Here is a 17934-nt window from a genome sequence, read left to right as displayed (position 1 = left end):
GGACAGGCACATGTCGGCAGCTCGCGGGATCGCGTCCACTCGCGGCGCATGGGGAACGAACATATGCCCGAAACCGCCAACCATCTCGCCTTCGCGCTGGTCTGCCTCGGCATGGTGCTGACGCCAGGCCCGAACATGATCTACCTGATCTCGCGTTCGCTGTCGCAAGGGCCAAAGGCCGGGCTGATCTCGCTTGGTGGCGTCGCGCTCGGCTTTCTCTTCTATGTGCTGGCAGCGGCGTTCGGCATCACCGCGCTGCTGCTCGCCGTGCCCTATGCCTATGACGCGCTGCGCTTTGCCGGCGTACTCTATCTCTTGTGGCTCGCCTGGCAAGCGGTGAAGCCGGGTGGGCGCTCGCCCTTCCAAGTGCGTGACCTGCCGAGGGACCGGCCGCGCAAGCTGTTCGCCATGGGCCTGATGACCAATCTGCTCAATCCGAAGGTGGCCGTGCTCTATCTGTCGCTGCTGCCGCAGTTCATCAGTCCCGGCAAGGGCCATGTCCTGTCGCAGCTTCTGGTGCTCGGCGCGACACAGATATCGATCAGCCTCAGCGTCAATGCCGTCATCGCGGTGACGGCGGGCTCGATAGCCGCCTTCCTCGCCGGCCGACCCCTATGGCTGGTCATCCAGCGCTGGATGATGGGGACCGTGCTGACGGCGCTCGCGCTGAAGATGGCGACCGACGCACAGCGCTGAGCGCGGATCCTTACATCGGCCGCCGGATTTGCTGCGCGCGCTCCGGCTCGACCACCTTGCGGTAGAGATGCCAGGTGGCATGGCCGAGCACCGGCATGACCACGGCGAGCCCGGCAAACAGCGGGATCGAGCCGATCACCAGCAACACGGCGACCGTCAGCCCCCACAGTGCCATCTGCAGCGGGTTTGCCATCACCGCGCGCGCCGAGGTCTCGATGGCCGAAACGGCGCCGACATCGCGGTCGAGCAGCAGTGGAAAGGCAACCACCGTGGTGGCGAGCACAACCGCGGCGAAGACGAAACCGGCGGCGTTGCCGGCGACGATCAGCGTCCAGCCCTTGCCGGTGGTCAGCACTTCGCGGACAAAGCCGCCGATCGATGCCGGCGGCTTGTCGCCGAACAGAGCAGTGTAGATCGACTGCGCGGTGTAGAGCCACAACAGGAACAGCGCCACCAGCATGATACCGATCACCACGATCGACGGAATCGCCGGCGAGCGGCGCACGTCGAGGGCATGCCGCCAGGAGGTGTTCATGCCGAGCTCGCGCCGGCGGCTGATCTCGTAGAGGCCGATGGCGGCAAACGGGCCGACGAGTGCGAAACCCGACATCAGGGGATAGATGAGCTGGATGGCGTTGGCGCCAGACGTCCATCGCGTCAGGATCAGGCCGACAATGGGATAGATCAGGCACAGGAACACGTAGTGCGATGGTTTTGCCCAGAAATCCTCGGCGCCGAGGCGCAGCGCATCCCTGAGATCCGCCGTGGTGATGCGACGCACCGTGGGCTGCACATGCATTCCGCGTGCGTCCGCCATGACATGAAAGCCGGCCATCACCTTCCTCCCGTGTGTCGGAGGCGGCCCACCGCCTGGGTGGCCGCCCGCAGCTGCCACTAGTAGATGCAGCACCATAGCCGATTTGCCAGGGATTGTCGCCGCGTCAATAGCTTGAAGCAGCTCCTCGTTGTGCTCATCCCTCCCAGTTCTCCCAGTCGCCTCTCATGTGGGTCGCCTCTCACATGGCCGTGCCTTGGCAGGCTTTCGTTCTGGTCACCCATTGTGCTGCATTTTAGCATTACGCATTTTAGTATTTCCTGAAATGGCGCGTTGAGACCCCTGGCGTATCACTGGGGCTTTACGGGTTTTGGCGAGGGGCGATGTTCGCATTGAAAGGCTTCTGCTCTTCGGAGCGCGGCAACTTTGCCATCGCGACCGCCGTGGCGATGCTGCCGATGATGATTGGCGTGGCCGGTGCCATCGATCTGGTCGGCACCAGCCATGACGCCGTGCAACTACAGAACTCCCTGGACGCGGCGGGGCTGGCCATCGGCACGAAGTTCTCTCCGGCGATGGCGGCTGGCGATGTTCAGCAGCTTGGGCTGCAATTCTTCGCCGCCAATATGAGCGCGGCCGACCAGCAGGAATATTCGGGCAGCGTCTCCGCTTTCACGGCAACGGCCAGCGGCAGCCCAAGCGCCTACTTTATCTCGCTGTCATCCAGCATAACCCGCCCGAGCTTCATCGGCGACTCGGCCCCCTGGCACGCCTACCGCACGGCCTCGGTCAAGATAAAACCTGGCGCGCAGGCCTGCGTGCTGGCGCTCGATCCACACGCGTCCGCTGCAGTGAACCTGCAGGGCTCGACCAATATCTCGATGGACAATTGCGTGATCGCGGCGAACTCGGACGCGCCCGATTCCGTCAACAGGGGCGGCTCCGCACTGGTTTCTGCAGGCTGCGTCTCAACTGTTGGCGGCACCAGCGGACTTTTGCCACCCAGCGCCAGTCTCACGTGCGGAACGCCGCACGAACATCAATACGCGTCTTTTGATCCACTGGCCGACGTCATTCCTCCCCCCTACACAATGTGTTTGCAGGTCCCGAACGGCAAAACCTACACGCTGTCGCCCGGCACTTATTGCGACAAGACATTGTCGGGAAATATCACGCTTGATCCGGGCGTCTACATCATGCGCGGCACCACCATCAAGCCCGGGGGGAACGGCAGCCTGACTGGCCAGGGCGTGACCATATTCCTCATGGAAAGCTCGCAGATCTACATAAATGCCAATGAGAATGTGAACCTATCCCCGCCCACCAGCGGCACGTATGCCGGCATCACCATTTTTCAGGATCACGGGAATACGTCTGCCTTGACGCTGAATGGCGGTGCAAATTCCTCGCTCAGCGGTTTCATCTACGCGCCCGACGCGCCCATTTCCTACGCCGGCAACTCTGACATGAGCGGCCAGGGCGACTGTCTCAGGCTTGTCGGCATGACCGTGCAGATGACCGGAAACTCATCCGTCAAGTCGGACTGCGCGGCGGCGCTTGGAAATCGCGCAATGTATGCCGACCGGATGATCACTCTGGTGAAATGAGAGACGCCTCCCAACGTTTGACCTGACGTCTCGGCGGCGCCGGCGGTGTTGAGCGTGCCGGCCCGTCTCGATCGACACATCGGCTGTGAAAACAGTGGCCGATCGGTTTGACGCCAGCATGATCGAGGCCGCGGCACGCAGGAAAAAGGCGTCGATTGCATATCCGCGGCATCGCCTTGCCCGGCAAAAGCCATGATCGCGACTATGTCAGGCGGGCATGAGCGTTGCAAAAATCGAGAATCAACAAGCAAATTTGAACAGGCGCGTGCTGCTCAAGGCTGCCGGCCTCGTCGCGCTGGCTGGGCTGGCCGCTTGCGCCACCAGGGTGCTGCCGACAGGCGAAGGCGCCGGCGTCTCCTCCTCCGCCACCGGCACGCTGGCCAGCATTCGCGCCTCGGCGGGGCTCGCGCCGCTGGTTGCCGACCCGCAGCTCGAGCAGGCCGCCCTGCAGCAGGCCGGCTACATGGCGCAGCGCCGTCGCATGAGCCACACCACCGGCTGGGGCAAGGATTTCGCCTCGCGCGTCAAGGGCAATGGCATTGCGGGAGCGGCTGCCGAGAACATCGCCGAAGGCCGTTTCGACCTGCAGAAGCTGTTCGATATCTGGGTGCATTCGCCCGGCCACCGGCGCAACATGCTCGACCCGCGCTTCACCCGCTTTGGCCTCGCCTATGTGCGCGACGGCAGCGACGACGCTCTGCGCTACTGGAGCCTTGTACTCGGGAAATAAAGTTCTGCTCGCGGCCTATTTGGTCGTCGCCTTGAATTTTCCCATCAGGCAAGGGTCGGACAACACCTCAATCCATATGCGCGGCTGGTGCGCCACCGGCGGGCGCCTGCTTTGGCTTGCGCAGCAGGAAAACAAACGGGATGGCAATCAGCGTCATCACCATGAGCATTTTGAAGTCATTGACGTAAGAGATCATCATCGCCTGCATGTTGACCAAGCGATCCACCTGCGAAAGGGCCATCGGGTCGCCGCTTGCGGCCGCCGGCGAGACCGCCCACAGATTGGGGTTGAACGGATTGATGAAGGCGGAAAGCTCGGTGTGATTGACCTGCGTGTTGCGCACCAGCAGAACCGTCACCACCGATACACCGATCGACGAGCCAAGATTGCGCACCAGGCTGAACAAAGCCGTGGCATCGGTGCGGAAGCGCACATCGAGCGTGGCGAAGGCCACGGTCGACAGCGGCACGAACACCATTCCCATTCCCAGGCCCTGGATGACGCCAGAGCTGATGATCAGCCAGTTGTCCATCTGCGGCGTGAAGCTGGACATGGTGTAGAGCGATTGCGCGGTGAGGAGAAAGCCGATGACGACGAGGATCCTGGCGTCGATCTTGCTCATGAGCCGCCCGACGACGAGCATCGAAATCATGGTGCCGACACCACGTGGTCCTATGACAATGCCGATGGTGATGGTCGGATAGCCGAAGATGGTCGACAGCATTGGCGGCAGCAGCGACATGCTCGCCAGGATGAGCACACCCATGACGAAGATGAATGCCAGGCCGGTCACGAAATTGCGGTCGAGGAATATCTTGGGATCGATGAAGGGATGTTCCGCCGTCATCGTGTGGATGATGAACACCCAGAAGCCGGTCAGCGAAAGACCGAGCTCGATCCAGATCTCGATCGAGGAAAACCAGTCGACCTCGCCGCCGCGATCGAGCAGCAGCTGCAGCGCGCCGACGCCGAGCGATATCATGGCGAAGCCGAAGAAATCGAAACTGCGCACACGCCGGGCAACGGCCGGCAAATAGGCGGCCATGCCGAGGAAGGCAACGATGCCGACTGGCAAGTTGATGAAGAACACCCAGCGCCAGTTGAAATTCTCGGTCAGCCAGCCACCGAGCGTCGGGCCCAGAATTGGCCCCAGCATGATGCCGGCGCCCCAGATGGCCATCGCCTGGCCGTGGCGTTCCCTGGGATTGATGTCGAGCAGGAAGGTCTGAGACAACGGCACGATCGCGGCGCCGAACACGCCTTGCATCAGCCGGAAGAAGACTATGCTCTCCAGGCTCCACGCGATGCCGCACAGCATCGAGAACACGGTGAAGCCGACCACCGTCGTCAGGAACAGTTCCTTGCGGCCGAAGCGGTCAGCCAGCCAACCGGTGACCGGCGTCATGATGGCGGCGGCAACGATGTAGGAGGTCAGCACCCAGTTGATGTTGTCCGGGGAAGCGCCGAGATCGCCGGTCATCGTCGGCAGCGCGACGTTGGCGATCGTCGTGTCGAGCGCCTGCATGACTGTCGCCAGCATGAGCGCGACCGTGATCAGGCCACGATGCGGCACTTCTTTGAACGGTTCGGGCGTGCTCATGGCGTAGAACTTCCAGCAGGTAACAAAAACGTGTACAACGGGTTTCCGGGCGGCAGAGCCTTCCGTTGAGAGACCCTCATCGCGGTGGGACGCGATTTATCGATGTGGGGGTTACATCGACCGAAAGTCTCTGATGAGCGGATGCCTGCCGCCCGGAAACATGAGGACCGACGGGTCCGTGTCGAAGATTTCAGATCTCGGTCAAGTCGCGATGCGGCTCGGCCCAAACGCTGATCCTTCTCACCCCTCCCATCAGACCAATCCCTGCTACTCGCTTGCGCCCACTTGGTCCCCGTGGGCTTCTGTCGACTTTACTTCTCCGCCTCGCCAGCTGTGGCATGACCGAAAATGGCGGGAAACCCGCGGGCGACGCCGGTGTCGACGGTAACGCTCGCGCTCATACCGGTGCGCAACGCCATCTTGGCGTCGGCATCGGTTAGTTCCAGGCGCACCGGAATGCGCTGCGTGACCTTGACCCAGTTGCCCGTGGCATTCTGTGCCGGCAGCAGCGAGAACTCGGCTCCCGTGCCGGCGCCGATCGCCTTGACCGTCGCCTCGAAGGTGCGCCCCGGATAGGTATCGACCACGATCTCGGCCTTCTGACCCGGCTTCATGTGGGTGAGCTGGGTTTCCTTGAAATTGGCCTCGATCCACGTGTCGCCGGTCTCGACCAGCGAAAACAGCGGCGTGCCGGAACCGACATACTGACCGACCTTGAACGACGAAGCCTGGCTGACGACGCCGTCGGCCGGCGCCTTGACCGTGGTCTGCGCCAGGTCGTAGGCCGCCTTGTCGCGCGCGGCGAGCGCGGCCATCACGGTCGGGTGCTTGTCGGTCTCGATGTCGGGATTGCCGCCAAGTGCTGCCTTAGCGCTGATGATGCCTTGCTCGGCAACGGCCAGCTGCTGCTTGGCCTTGTCGAGATCGTTCTTGGCCTGGTCGAGCGACGACTTGGCGTTGATGCCCTTCTGGGCAAGGTCGGCGGCACGGTCGAACTGCGACTGGGCGAAGTCGACCTCACTGGCATCGGACTTTTGCTGAGCCATCGACTGGCCATAAGCCGCGCGCAGCTGCTCGACATTGAGACGCGCGCCTGCCACCGCCGCGTCGGCCTGGGCCAGTGCGATCCTGTAGGGCTCGGGGTCGATGGCAAACAGCAAGTCGCCCTGCTTGACCAGCTGGTTGTCGCTGATGTCGACCTTAACGATGCGGCCCGCCGTGTCGGATGCGATCGACACCTTGGCCTGTTGCAGATTGGCGTTTTCCGTCTCCTGGTAGCGGCCGCCAGTGACCCAGACGTAACCACCACCGACAGCCAGCGCCGCAGGCAGCGCAAACATCAGCAGGGAGCGGCCGAGCTGGCGCTTTTTCTTCACCGGCGCCGGGGCCGGCTGCACCGGGGGAGCAACCGCCGCCGGGGCCGCGGCCGGCTGCGCCGGCGCTTCCATTTCCAGTTCGGTCACCTTCTCGTCTATCTTGGCTACCGCGTTCATGCTGCTGTGCCTTCTGTATTCTTCACTTTTTCAACGGACGGCGTCTCGTCGTCAGTCAGGTTCCGGACCATCGCCTCAAGCCCCTCGATGAGGACGCGACGGGCTTCCGGCTTCACGCCGACCAGCGAATCCTCATAGACTTCGCCGGCAATGCTCTTGATCACGGCGTAGGCGTCGCTCGCCTTGGGCGTCAGGAAGATCATGCGGACGCGGCGATCGGCGGCGTCGGAACGGCGCTCGATCCAGCCACCCTCCTCCATGCGGTCGACCAGGCGCGAAACGCTGATCGGCTCGATTTCGAGCAGTTCGGCCAGCCGCGCCTGCGCGACACCATCTTCCTTGGCAACGCGGACCAGAAGCCGCCATTGCGCCGAAGAAAGTCCCAAGCCGCTGGCTCTCGCCTCGAAGCGCTTGCGCATCAGGCGCTGCACGTCGTGGATCAAGAAGCCCAATCTGTCTATGCCGTCGGAAACCATGAGCGGCATATATAATAAGCGTGCTTACTATTCAAGATGCCGCGTTGCACCAGAAGCAGGCAAATGTGCATGACAGCCGTGCTTCGCAATCATGGTTAGCGATTGGTGAACGTCTGGCCGGTGGCCACGCCAGTCGGCATGACCACATGCAGCGCATCAGGTGCGCGCATGGGCGAGGCGCCGCTTCGGGCGACCAAGGCGCTGGTCGAGTATGACAGATTGATGTACAGCCGCAGGACAGGATCGGGGGATCAACGAAATGCCGACGCTTTACGCTCTCAAGCCGGCTTTCCAGGGAAGACTACGGCCGCTGGTCAATCGGCTGGCGGCATCAGGCGTTACCGCAAACAGCATAACCATCCTGGCGGCCGTGATGTCGATCGCGGCCGGAACGGCCATCGCGATCCTGCATGAACGGCGTTCGCTGCTGCTGCTCATTCCCGTAGTGATGTTCGTGCGCATGGCGCTGAATGCCGTGGATGGCATGCTGGCGCGGGAACACGGGCAGGCCTCGACGCTCGGCATGTATCTGAACGAATTTTGCGACGTCGTTTCGGACCCTGCACTGATCTTGCCGTTCGCCGCCTTCGCACAATTCAATCCATGGGGTGTCATCGCCTTCGCCCTCACCGCCGTGCTGACCGAGTTCGCGGGCGTGCTCGGCATCGCCGCCGGGATCGGGCGAAACTATGCCGGGCCGTTCGGCAAGAGCGACAGGGCGCTGGCGCTGGGCGTGGTCGCCGTGCTGTGCGCCACCGGGCTCTGGCCGCAGTCCATCGCGCCGCTTGTGTTTCCGGCCATGGCAACGCTTTCGCTGTTGACCGCCATAAACCGGATACGCGCCGGCCTTAATGGCAGCGCCAGCTAAGCATCGAGGCTTCGCGATGACGCCAGAGGGAAAGACCATGATGCACGAACCGATCGCCGCCACGGCTGCGGAAAGCCTTGAGCGACAAGCGCAAGAGCGTGTTTTCCGCAGCCATGACGGGACGGAGATCTTCTACCGGTTCTGGCCGGCAGCTTCCGCCAATGCCAAGGGCGCGGTGGTGCTCTTCCACCGCGGCCACGAGCATGGCGGCCGCATGGCCCATCTCGTCGACGAACTGCGGATGCCGGACCACGCCTTCTATGCCTGGGATGCCCGCGGCAATGGCCGCTCGTCCGGCGAGCGCGGCTATGCCCCTTCCTTCTCGGCCCTGGTGCGCGACATCGACTGCTTCATGCGCGAGATCGCCGCCAGGGACGGCTTCGCCACGCAGGATATTGCGCTGATCGCGCAATCCTTCGGCGCCGTGCTCACTGCGGCCTGGGTGCATGACTATGCGCCCAAGCTGCGTGCCATGGTGCTGGCCTCTCCGGCCTTCTCGGTCAAGCTCTACGTGCCCTTCGCCAAGGAAGGCATCGCGTTCTGGCAGAAGGTCAAGGGCCGCTTCTTCGTCAATTCCTACGTCAAGGCGAAGTTCCTGACCCATGATCCCGTGCGCATCGCCTCCTTCGAGAGCGATCCGCTGATCACGCGACCGATCGCCTCCAACATCCTGGTCGAGCTCTACCAGCACGCGGCGCGCATCGTTGCGGACGCCCGCGCCATCACCGTGCCGACGCAGCTTCTGCTTTCGGGCAGCGACTGGGTGGTGCGCCACGGCCCGCAGCACGCGTTTTTCGTCAATCTCGGCAGCCGTACCAAGGAACGCCATGTGTTGCCGGGGTTCTTCCATGACACGCTGGGCGAGCGCGACCGGGCGCAGGCCCTCGACCTGATCCGGCCGTTCCTGGCAAAGCAGTTCGCCTCACCGGATGCGCCGGTCGACCTGAAGCAGGCGGATATCGCCGGCTACACGCGCGACGAGGCCGACAGGCTTGGCTCGCCGCTCGACCTTTTGTCGCCCAAGTGCCTTTACTGGGCATTCAGCCGTGCCTCCATCCGCATGGGCGCCTGGGTCTCGTCGGGCATGAAGGCGGGCATTACCACCGGCTTCGATTCCGGCTCGACGCTGGATTACGTCTACGAGAACGACGCGCGGGGTTTTACACCGCTTGGCCGCTTCGTCGACCGTATCTTCCTGGAAGCCATCGGCTGGCGCGGCATCCGCCAGCGCAAGCTGCATCTCGAAGAGCTGATCCGCTCGTGCCTGGCGACACTCAAGGCCGCTGGCCGGCCAGCGCACATTCTCGACATCGCCGCCGGCCATGGCCGCTATGTTCTCGATGCCATCGCGAAGAGCCCCGACCAGCGGGCGAGCGTGCGCCTGCAGGACTATTCCGACCTCAATGTCCAGCTTGGCCGCAAGCTGATCGCCGAGCGGCAATTGCCGGCCAGCGTCTCGTTCCAGCGCGCCGACGCTTTCGATGCCGACATGCTCGCCTCGATCGATCCGGCGCCCGACCTCGCCATCGTTTCCGGGCTCTACGAGTTGTTCTCCGACAACGCCATGATCGCCCGCTCGCTCGGTGGGCTTGCCCGCGCCATGCAATCGGGCAGCCTGTTGCTCTACACCAACCAGCCCTGGCACCCGCAGCTCGAGATGATCGCCCGCAGCCTGACCTCGCATCGCGGCGGCCAGGCCTGGGTGATGCGCCGGCGCACGCAAGGCGAGATGGACCAGCTCGTCGAAGCCGCCGGTTTCGAGAAGCTCGACCAGCGCATCGACCAATGGGGCATCTTCACCGTCTCGGTCGCACGGCGCCGCTGAACAGGATGGTGTCATCGTCTGCACCCACTCTGCGCACTGAGCCCTATGGCCGGGTGGTCGTCAGGGCAGCCCTTTGGCTGGCCTTCCTGGCACCGTTATTCTACCTCAGCTACGGCTTCGCCAACTGGCTGGCGTCGCGGCGCGACGACGTCGGCAGCATCGTGTTCTCCTGGGAGCACAGCATCCCCTTCCTCGCCTGGACCATCGTGCCTTACTGGTCGATCAACCTGTTCTACGGGCTGTCGCTGCTGCTCAACGACAACAGGCAAGGGGTCGACCGCCTGGCCGGGCGCTATCTCACCGCGCAGATCGTCGCCGTCGCCTGTTTCATCCTGTTCCCGCTGACACTGACGTTCGTGCAGCCTGCAACGACTGGCCTGCCGGGCTTCCTGTTTGCCGTGCTTGGCGGTTTCGACAAGCCGTTCAACCAGGCTCCCTCGCTGCACATCGCCCTTTTGGTGATCATCTGGGACCACTGGCGCCACCGGCTCGGCGGCCTCCTGCTGCCGCTCTGGCATGGCTGGTGCTTTCTGATCGGCGCTTCGGTTCTGACGACCTGGCAACATCATTTCATCGACATCCCGACCGGCGCGCTGCTCGGGTTCTTCGCCCTGTGGCTGTTTCCGCGCAAAGGCGAGTTGCCGTTTTCAGGCGCCCGGCTGACCAGCGATGCGAAAGCGCGCCGGCTGGCGCTGTTCTATGCGCTGGGCGCCGCCCTTGCGCTGGCCGGCGCCGCGCTCGGCTGCTTCTTTTTCGCCACAGCACTCATCCTGCTATGGCCGGCGCTCGCGCTGGCCATCGTCGCCTTCGCCTATGCCGGGGCCGGTGCAAAGGTGTTCCAGAAGAGCGCGGAAGGCCATGTGTCCCTGGCAAGCCACGTCCTGCTTTGGCCCTACCGGCTGGCCGCCAGGGTCAATGTCGCGATGTGGACGCGCAAGCTCCCGCCGCTCGTGGCCGTCAGCGACGGCGTCTTTCTCGGCCGTTTTCCCTCAGCAAGCGAAGCCACCGGCTTCGGCACGGTCATCGATCTTGCCGCCGAACTTGAAAAGCCGGCGGGAACGGATTGCCGCTGGATCAGCTTTCCGATGATCGATCTGTTGCCGCCGCCAGCGACGACACTGCAAGAGGCAGCCAGCGCGCTGGAGAGCGCGCGCCGCAACGCTACGGTGCTGGTCTGCTGCGCGCTCGGCTTCCAGCGCAGCGCCGGCGTTGTCGCCGAATGGCTGGTGGCCACCGGCAGAGCCAGGACGCCGACGCTTGCGCGCGAGATGCTGATGGCCACCGGGCGGCCTGCCCATCTTGCCGAGGTCACGGAGCGGGCGGCGTCATGACCGACAATGCCTACCAGGAAAGCGCCGATCGCTTCGCCCGCATGCTGATGAAGCAGGCCGCATGGCCAGCCGCGGTTGTGGTGGCCGCCACTGTTCTGGCGCCGCTGGCTGCGTCTGGACGCGGCGCCTTCGAGACCTTGCGTGCGAGCACCGCATTGTCAGTTTCAGCCGCAGGCGCGGCTGCCGTGTTGGCGCTATCGGCGCTTCTGGCGTTCGATGCGTTTTTGTTCCGCTTGATGGCCAGCTACGATGACGAGGCTTCCGGTGGTGCCGCTGTGGATGACATATTGGCGCGCATGCGCCTGAAGTCGTCCCCCTCCACGACACGCTCGCTCCAGGACCGCATGGCCGGTACAAGCCGCTTGTTGTTCAAGCAGCGCGCCGCGCTCGCTTTGTTTGCCGCTGCGTTGCTGACGGCGGGGTTTTGGGCGCCGCGATGAACAAGCTTTCGCTCAAGACCTTCACCTTGCTGCAGACAGTAACCTCCGTCGGTCTTTCGGCGCTGGCCTGGGTGGTGACCGGGGTGCGTCCGATCTGGAATGGCAGCCTGCCGTCCGACCGGCAGCGCATCTATTTCGCCAATCACACCAGCCATGGCGACTTCATCCTGCTATCGGCCTGCCTGAGCGAAAAGGAGCGCGCGATCACCCACGCGGTTGCTGCCGGCGAATACTGGGGAAAGTCGTGGCTGCGCCGCTTCATCGCCGAGGACATGCTGTCGTCGGTGCTCATCAACCGGCAATGGACCAGGCCGGAGGAAAACCCGATCGAGATCATGCTGTCGGTTCTCGACCAGGGCCACTCGCTGATCCTGTTTCCCGAGGGCACCCGCAACATGACCGAGGAGCCGCTGCTGGCCTTCCGCTCCGGGCTCTACAATCTGTCGATGGCGCGGCCTGAGGTCGAGCTGATCCCGTGCTGGATCGAGAACATGTCGCGCGTGCTGCCCAAGGGCCAGTTCCTGCCGGTGCCGCTGCTGTGTCGCGTCGTTTTCGGCGCGCCGGTGGCGGTGGCCCCGGGCGAAGAACGCCGCGCCTTTCTCGAGCGCGCCCACGCCACGCTTCTGGTGCTCAACCCGCGCCCCGAGCGAGACGATTGATGCGCCACGAGATCTCCATTCTGATCGTCGGCCTGCTGGCCGTGCTGACGACCGCCAGCATCGTCGCCGCCATACTTTCGGCGCGGGCGCCAAAGCCGCTCAGTTCAACGCTGGTCAATCTCACCCAGCGCATCAACGCCTGGTGGGTGATGGTGGCACTGATGACGGTCGCCTTCTTCTTCGGCCGCTACGGCATGACCATCCTGTTCGCGCTGATTTCGTTTGCGGCCCTGCGCGAATTCGTGACGCTGACACACACTCGCCGCAGCGACCATTGGGTGCTGCTTGGCATGTTCGGCATCATCATCCCGTTTCAATACTGGCTGGTGTGGACTGCCTGGTACGGGCTCTTCGTCATCTTCATTCCGGTCTACTGCTTCCTGCTGATGCCGGCCATCACCGCGCTGCATGGCGACACCGAGCGCTTCCTCGAGCGTATCGCCGCGCAGCAATGGGCGGTGATGATTTCGGTCTATTGCGTCAGCCATGTTCCGGCGCTGCTGACACTCAATGTACCGGGCTTTGAAGGCCGCACCCTGTTGCTGATCGCCTTCCTGATCATCGTCGTGCAAGGCAGCGACGTGCTGCAGTACATCTTCGGCAAGCTGTTTGGAAAACACCGATTTTCGCCGAACGTCTCGCCATCGAAAACCTGGGAAGGCCTGATCGGCGGACTGGTGTCGGCGAGCCTGCTCGGTGCGCTGTTGTCGTTCGTGACGCCGTTCTCGCCGCTGCAGGCGGCGGCCGTGGCCTTTGTCGCCTGCTCAATGGGTTTTCTGGGCGGGCTGGTCGCCTCGGCCATCAAGCGCGACCAGGGCGTCAAGGATTGGGGCCATCTGATCGAAGGCCATGGCGGCATGATGGACCGCACCGACAGCCTGGTCTTCGCTGCCCCGGTCTTCTTTCACATTGTGCGCTATTTCTGGACGGTCTGAGAGCCTGTTTGGAAACTCTACTCCGGCGGCCATCTGATGGTGGTTTCTGCGCTTCCGGTGCTCACGGACCCAAATGTCCGCTCCGCTCCGGTTCTCGAAACCACCATCATATGGCTCGCCAGAGTGACTTTCGAAACAAGCTCCGAACCGGCGAACTCTTGCCCACTACGACTAGGCTGACCCCGATCAGAGCCGGTTGCGGACGAGCATGGTGACGACGAAGAACGCGCCGACCGAGCTGGTGATGATACCGATCGGCAATTCCTGCGGCGGCAGCAAGGTTCGCGCGAGAAGGTCGCTTGCCAATAACAGCACCGCGCCGAAGACAGCGCAGCTGGCAACCAGGCGCAGATGCAGCGGACCGGAGAGCGGCTGCGACAGATGCGGGATCATCAGCCCGACGAAGCCGATGACGCCGGCGACCGAGACCAGGACCGCCGTCGAGAACGCGGCGACGAGAAAGGTCATCGTGCGCATCCGCGCCACCGGCACGCCAAGGCTTTCGGCCGCATTTTCGCCGGCCAGGAAAGCATCGAGCCGGCGGTGGTTCCACAGCGCATAGGCCAGAATGGTTCCGGCACCCAGCGCGCCGAGCCAGACATTGTCCCAGCGCGCCAAGCCAAGACCGCCCATCGTCCAGAACAGCACCGAATGGGCAGCGCGCTGGTCGCCGGCAAAGACCAGATAGTTGGTCAAGGCGGTAAACATGAACGAGACGGCAAGGCCGGCGAGGATCAGCCGCTCCGGGCCTTGCCCCCTCACCCGCGCGACCAACAGCAGGACGACGCCCGCAGCCAGTATGCCGCCGGTGAAGGCCGCGACCGGCAGCGTCCAGATACCAAAACTGTCGCCGAAGACGGTGATGACGGACACCGCGCCGGCAGCGGCTCCCGACGACAGGCCGAACAGGAATGGATCGGCAAGGTCGTTGCGGGTTACCGTCTGCAGCAGCGCACCGACAATGCCCAGGCCGGCACCGACACAGATGGCCAGGATCGTGCGCGGCAGCCGCAGATCGACGACGATCTTGCCGACCGGCCCGGACACGTCGTGCCCGCCGAGCCCAATCGCATGGCCGAGCGCAGCAACGACGTCCGTCAACGGGATCAGCGTCGAGCCATAGGCGATCGACAGCAAGGCGAGAGCGGCGATCGCCGCCGCTCCCAGCATCATGGCCAGTGCGAATGTCTTATGTCGCAAGCCTGGAAGTGCGTCGCATTCATCTGGACTCATGCGACGCACTTCAGGACCTTTTCATGCAGGTCGTTGCCCCAAAACCGCTGCGCACTTTTGGGCGACATGCGTCAAAACGCTTCCGGATGCATCGCCTTGGCGATCTTGTCGATGGCTTCGATGTTGGCGGGTCCAGGCGTCAGCTCGGCATAGCGCAGGGCGACGAAACGCTCGTTCTTGACGGCGTCCGTTTCTTTCATGGCCGGATGCGCTATCAGGAAGTCGAGCAGTTTCTTGTAGCCGCCGCCGTCCTGGTAATCGAGCAGGATGAGGAATTGCGGATTGCGCGACGCCACGGTTTCCCAATCCGTATTGCCCCAGCTGGTGTCCATGTCGGCCATGATGTTGTCGCCGCCGGCGGCTGATATCATGGCGCTCGGAATGGCGAACCTGCCCGCGGTGAACGGCTTGTCCTCGCCGGAATCATAGAGGAACACCCGCGTGCCCTTGCGGTCGCCGACCTTGACGGTGATGTCTGCGAGCTCAGTCTTCCAGGATGGCGGCGCGGCGCGGTTCGGAACCTCGAACACCGTCAATTCGCGGTCTTCGGTCGGATGGCGCAAACGAAAGACGTCGACGCCGAAAATCTGGTGGATCAGCTGTTGGGTCAGCGCTTCGCGCGGCGCGGCGAACGCTTGCAGGCGGGCATTGTTCATCACCGCGACCCTGGTGGCGAAGGGTGCCACCAGGGCAAGATCGTGCAGCACCGCGATCACGGTCATGCCGAAGCCGGCCACGAGTTCGAGCAGTTCGCCGCGAGCGCGCGGGTCGAGATGATTGGTCGGCTCGTCGAGGAACAGGATCCTCGGCTCCTGCGCGATGGCGCGCGCCAGCTGGGCACGCTGGCGCTCACCTCCCGACAACGAACCGATGGTTCGCCCAAGCAGCGGCAGCAGACCGGTCCTGCGCAGTGCGTCGACGACAATATCGCGTTCGTCGCTCCTGCGCCTGCGGCCGGCGTGCGGAACCCGGCCAAGCTCGACATAGTCGATCACCGCCAGCCGCGGATCGGGCTGGTCGGTCTGACCGACCACGGCGATATGCAGCGCCCGCTCGGCGGCCGAAATCCTCTCCAGCCGGCGCCCGCCAAGCTTCACCTCCCCGGAACTTGGCCGCAGCATGCCCGACAGCATGCGCAGCAGCGTCGTCTTGCCGGCGCCGTTGGGACCGATGATGGCAAGGCGATCACCCACGGCCACCGAGAGGCTGACCTCATGGACCAGATCTCGGCCATTCGCCACGGCGCTCAGGTCACGCGCTTCGAGAACCGGCGCTGTTATCGGCAGTTGCCCGCCGGATCGCCCGGACCCGGGATGCGCGCCAGCGTCTTGCCGGCCAAGCCCGCCGGACGCTGTCCCGAATTGCACCAGCCATCGGCGAGCGAAGCATGGAGTCTGGCAAATCGCACGAGATCGCCGACATCGGCCTGCGCATCGATAGAGCCGAAGAGATAGGCGGCCTTGCCCGATGCCTGGAAGGCCACCGTCAAGGGCCGCGCGCAGCCGGCCATGCAAGCCACGCCCTCGACAGTGAAGCCATGCGCCGCCGCGGGTTCATGGTGGGCCGAGAGCCGGGAACGCAAATCGGCGCACAGGCTTTCACCCGACCTGATCCCTGTCGGAACGTCGCGGCAAAGCGTGCAGACAATGATGCGGTGAATACGATCGGTGTCGCCGTCCAACTTTCCGTCACTTTCCAAAACTGGCGACGGAAGGAAGCTGGCGAATCGGCCGACAAGACCGATGTCCATGTCTCCTCCCGGCACACCCCGTCCGGTTAACTCATGCTGATGGCAGGTCTCCTGGCTCGCGGGTCGTTGCGCCATCCTGCCTTCCCAGCCTTGCCGGCCAGTGGCATTTGTGGATTTTGCTCGCCGCTTACAGTTGCGGGGGCAGCCACGGCTTCGACCCGAACAGGCCTCACCGTGTTCCCTTTTCACCCCTTGCCTTTCAGCTTGGGGACCATCACCGGCCACCGTAGATTTCCGTCGATCGGGTCGCAACGATTCTTTTTCGACCAGACCTGCTACCGTCGAAGCAGGAGCCGGCGGCCTCGTCAGAAAACGCGCATATGCAACGCCCTCTTGTTATGTAATAACAGAACTCTTAGAGAGATACATCATGTCGCTGTCTGTCGTGATCATTTCGACTTGCCGGTGAGGGTTGCGAACGCGCGCAGGGCGGGGTCTGGAACCCCGCCCTGGATCGGACAATCTGAGCTTACTTGCCGGAGAGCTGTTTGGCGTTCTCGGGCGTGATCGCGGTGGTGTCGACTGTGACCGTCGAATCCACCGAGGTCGCACAATCGAGCAGAATCTTCTTCGACATCTCGATCGCTTCCTTGGCGCCAGTTGGATAGGTGAAGGTCGCCGCCCAGTCGCCTTTCGCCACCGCCTCGATGCCACCGGCCGGGCCTGGCAAGCCATCTGTGCCGATGATCTTGACGTCCTTGCCGGCGCCCTTGGCGGCTAGCAGCGCGCCGGCCGCCATCATGTCGTTCGAGGCATAAAGCACCTTGATGTCGGGGTGCGCCTGCAGCATAGCCGAAAAGGCGGTCTGGGCTTTGTCCGGCACCCAGTCGGCGGCCTGCTCGGCGACGACCTGGATCTTGGCATTCTCCTTGACGCCATCCTTGAAGCCGTTCAGCCGTTCGACTGCGGGCGTAGAGCTTGGCAGTCCTTCGAGTACGGCTGCTTCGCCACCATCGGGCAGCAGGGTCTTGGCAGTATATTTACCCGCCTCGAGCGCGATCTTGTAATTGTCGCCGCCGATGAAAGCGGTGTAGTCCTTGCCGGGATCGCCGACCGTCTTGCGATCGAGTTCGATGACCGGAATGCCGGCATCCATGGCGCGTTTGACCGCCGGCGTCAGCGGTGCCGCCTCGAAGGGCGAGATCAGCAGCAGATCGACCTTCTGGGTGATGAAATTGTCGACCTGCGAGGTCTGCGTGTTGACGTTGCCGGCGCCGTCGGCGATCTGCAGCGTGAAGCCCGGCACTTCCTTGGCCGCCGCGGTCAACTCGTCATTGACGTGCTGGCGATAGGGTTCGGCATTGTTGGCTTGCGAAAAGCCGATGATGAACTGGCCGTCCTTGGCGCAGGCCTTGACCATCGGGTCGGCAGCCTGGGCGGCTCCCGCGATGCACAGGCCAGCGCCTGCCAGAAGCGCGGCCCTGAGGGCACGCCTTTGTCTTGTGGTTTTCATACTCTCTCCTCCTCGTCGGGCCGGAGCCAGACCTTGGTTGACTTCCACTTGCTGCCGCCAACC

The 17934-nt window shown here is 63.6% G+C and carries 17 protein-coding genes and 1 riboswitch; of the genes, 9 read left to right on the top strand and 8 right to left on the bottom strand.

What is annotated here, in order from left to right; all coding sequences use genetic code 11:
- Nucleotides 1–63: 63 nt before the first annotated feature.
- Nucleotides 64–696, top strand: coding sequence for a LysE family translocator (locus tag ACFSQT_RS00445; protein WP_379016486.1), 633 nt, complete (start codon nt 64–66; stop codon nt 694–696).
- 10 nt (nt 697–706) lie between these two features.
- Here the strand turns inward: ACFSQT_RS00445 and ACFSQT_RS00440 are convergent, their stop codons facing one another.
- Nucleotides 707–1531 (bottom strand): DUF2189 domain-containing protein, encoded by an 825-nt coding sequence (locus ACFSQT_RS00440; protein WP_379016485.1) that lies wholly within the window; start codon nt 1529–1531, stop codon nt 707–709.
- A 323-nt stretch (nt 1532–1854) separates the two neighbouring features.
- Here ACFSQT_RS00440 and ACFSQT_RS00435 point away from each other — a divergent pair, with 323 nt between their 5' ends.
- A complete protein-coding gene (locus ACFSQT_RS00435; protein ID WP_379016484.1) occupies nt 1855–3078 on the top strand; it encodes a TadE/TadG family type IV pilus assembly protein in 1224 nt (407 codons plus the stop codon).
- A gap of 217 nt (nt 3079–3295) precedes the next feature.
- On the top strand, nt 3296–3808 hold the full coding sequence (locus ACFSQT_RS00430) for a CAP domain-containing protein (RefSeq protein ID WP_379016483.1): 513 nt from the start codon (nt 3296–3298) through the stop codon (nt 3806–3808).
- Nucleotides 3809–3875: 67 nt separating this feature from the next.
- Here the strand turns inward: ACFSQT_RS00430 and ACFSQT_RS00425 are convergent, their stop codons facing one another.
- From ACFSQT_RS00425 to ACFSQT_RS00415, 3 genes are all read right to left on the bottom strand, one after another.
- Entirely contained in the window at nt 3876–5408 is a 1533-nt protein-coding gene (locus ACFSQT_RS00425) for a DHA2 family efflux MFS transporter permease subunit (RefSeq protein ID WP_379016481.1), read from the bottom strand.
- A gap of 311 nt (nt 5409–5719) precedes the next feature.
- On the bottom strand, nt 5720–6901 hold the full coding sequence (locus ACFSQT_RS00420) for an HlyD family secretion protein (protein WP_379016480.1): 1182 nt from the start codon (nt 6899–6901) through the stop codon (nt 5720–5722).
- Nucleotides 6898–7377: a MarR family winged helix-turn-helix transcriptional regulator gene (locus ACFSQT_RS00415; protein WP_379016539.1), complete on the bottom strand. Its 480-nt coding sequence runs from the start codon at nt 7375–7377 to the stop codon at nt 6898–6900. Before ACFSQT_RS00415 ends, ACFSQT_RS00420 begins: the two co-directional genes overlap by 4 nt.
- Before the next feature lie 259 nt (nt 7378–7636).
- On the opposite strand from ACFSQT_RS00415, the gene ACFSQT_RS00410 reads away from it, so the two are divergent.
- Genes ACFSQT_RS00410 through ACFSQT_RS00385 form a run of 6 tightly spaced genes read left to right on the top strand, consistent with a single transcriptional unit; the run spans nt 7637 to nt 13435 of the window.
- The gene (locus tag ACFSQT_RS00410; RefSeq protein WP_379016479.1) at nt 7637–8245 is read left to right on the top strand and encodes a CDP-alcohol phosphatidyltransferase family protein; all 609 of its coding nucleotides are present in this window, start codon (nt 7637–7639) and stop codon (nt 8243–8245) included.
- A gap of 40 nt (nt 8246–8285) precedes the next feature.
- Nucleotides 8286–10070, top strand: coding sequence for a bifunctional alpha/beta hydrolase/class I SAM-dependent methyltransferase (locus tag ACFSQT_RS00405; protein ID WP_379016537.1), 1785 nt, complete (start codon nt 8286–8288; stop codon nt 10068–10070).
- Between the two features lie 5 nt (nt 10071–10075).
- The gene (locus ACFSQT_RS00400; protein WP_379016535.1) at nt 10076–11401 is read left to right on the top strand and encodes a phosphatase PAP2/dual specificity phosphatase family protein; all 1326 of its coding nucleotides are present in this window, start codon (nt 10076–10078) and stop codon (nt 11399–11401) included.
- Complete coding sequence (locus tag ACFSQT_RS00395; protein WP_379016478.1) at nt 11398–11841, top strand: hypothetical protein; 444 nt, start codon at nt 11398–11400, stop codon at nt 11839–11841. Before ACFSQT_RS00400 ends, ACFSQT_RS00395 begins: the two co-directional genes overlap by 4 nt.
- Nucleotides 11838–12500, top strand: a complete 663-nt coding sequence (locus tag ACFSQT_RS00390) for a lysophospholipid acyltransferase family protein (protein ID WP_379016477.1) — start codon at nt 11838–11840, stop codon at nt 12498–12500. Before ACFSQT_RS00395 ends, ACFSQT_RS00390 begins: the two co-directional genes overlap by 4 nt.
- Nucleotides 12500–13435: a phosphatidate cytidylyltransferase gene (locus tag ACFSQT_RS00385; RefSeq protein WP_379016476.1), complete on the top strand. Its 936-nt coding sequence runs from the start codon at nt 12500–12502 to the stop codon at nt 13433–13435. Before ACFSQT_RS00390 ends, ACFSQT_RS00385 begins: the two co-directional genes overlap by 1 nt.
- 186 nt (nt 13436–13621) lie before the next feature.
- Here the strand turns inward: ACFSQT_RS00385 and ACFSQT_RS00380 are convergent, their stop codons facing one another.
- From ACFSQT_RS00380 to ACFSQT_RS00365, 4 genes are all read right to left on the bottom strand, one after another.
- Nucleotides 13622–14668, bottom strand: a complete 1047-nt coding sequence (locus ACFSQT_RS00380) for a FecCD family ABC transporter permease (RefSeq protein WP_379016475.1) — start codon at nt 14666–14668, stop codon at nt 13622–13624.
- 71 nt (nt 14669–14739) lie between these two features.
- Nucleotides 14740–15909, bottom strand: coding sequence for an ATP-binding cassette domain-containing protein (locus ACFSQT_RS00375; protein ID WP_379016474.1), 1170 nt, complete (start codon nt 15907–15909; stop codon nt 14740–14742).
- Nucleotides 15910–15944: 35 nt separating this feature from the next.
- Nucleotides 15945–16418, bottom strand: coding sequence for a DUF1636 family protein (locus ACFSQT_RS00370; RefSeq protein ID WP_379016473.1), 474 nt, complete (start codon nt 16416–16418; stop codon nt 15945–15947).
- Between the two features lie 24 nt (nt 16419–16442).
- A riboswitch (cobalamin riboswitch) is annotated at nt 16443–16649 on the bottom strand.
- A gap of 238 nt (nt 16650–16887) precedes the next feature.
- Nucleotides 16888–17871: a substrate-binding domain-containing protein gene (locus ACFSQT_RS00365; protein ID WP_379016471.1), complete on the bottom strand. Its 984-nt coding sequence runs from the start codon at nt 17869–17871 to the stop codon at nt 16888–16890.
- Between the last annotated feature and the right edge of the window lie 63 nt (nt 17872–17934).

This window comes from Mesorhizobium calcicola (assembly GCF_042682105.1).
Taxonomy (GTDB): Bacteria; Pseudomonadota; Alphaproteobacteria; order Rhizobiales; family Rhizobiaceae; genus Mesorhizobium; species Mesorhizobium calcicola.
Note: the sequence above shows the minus strand (reverse complement) of the source record. Positions and strands in the feature narration are given on the sequence as shown.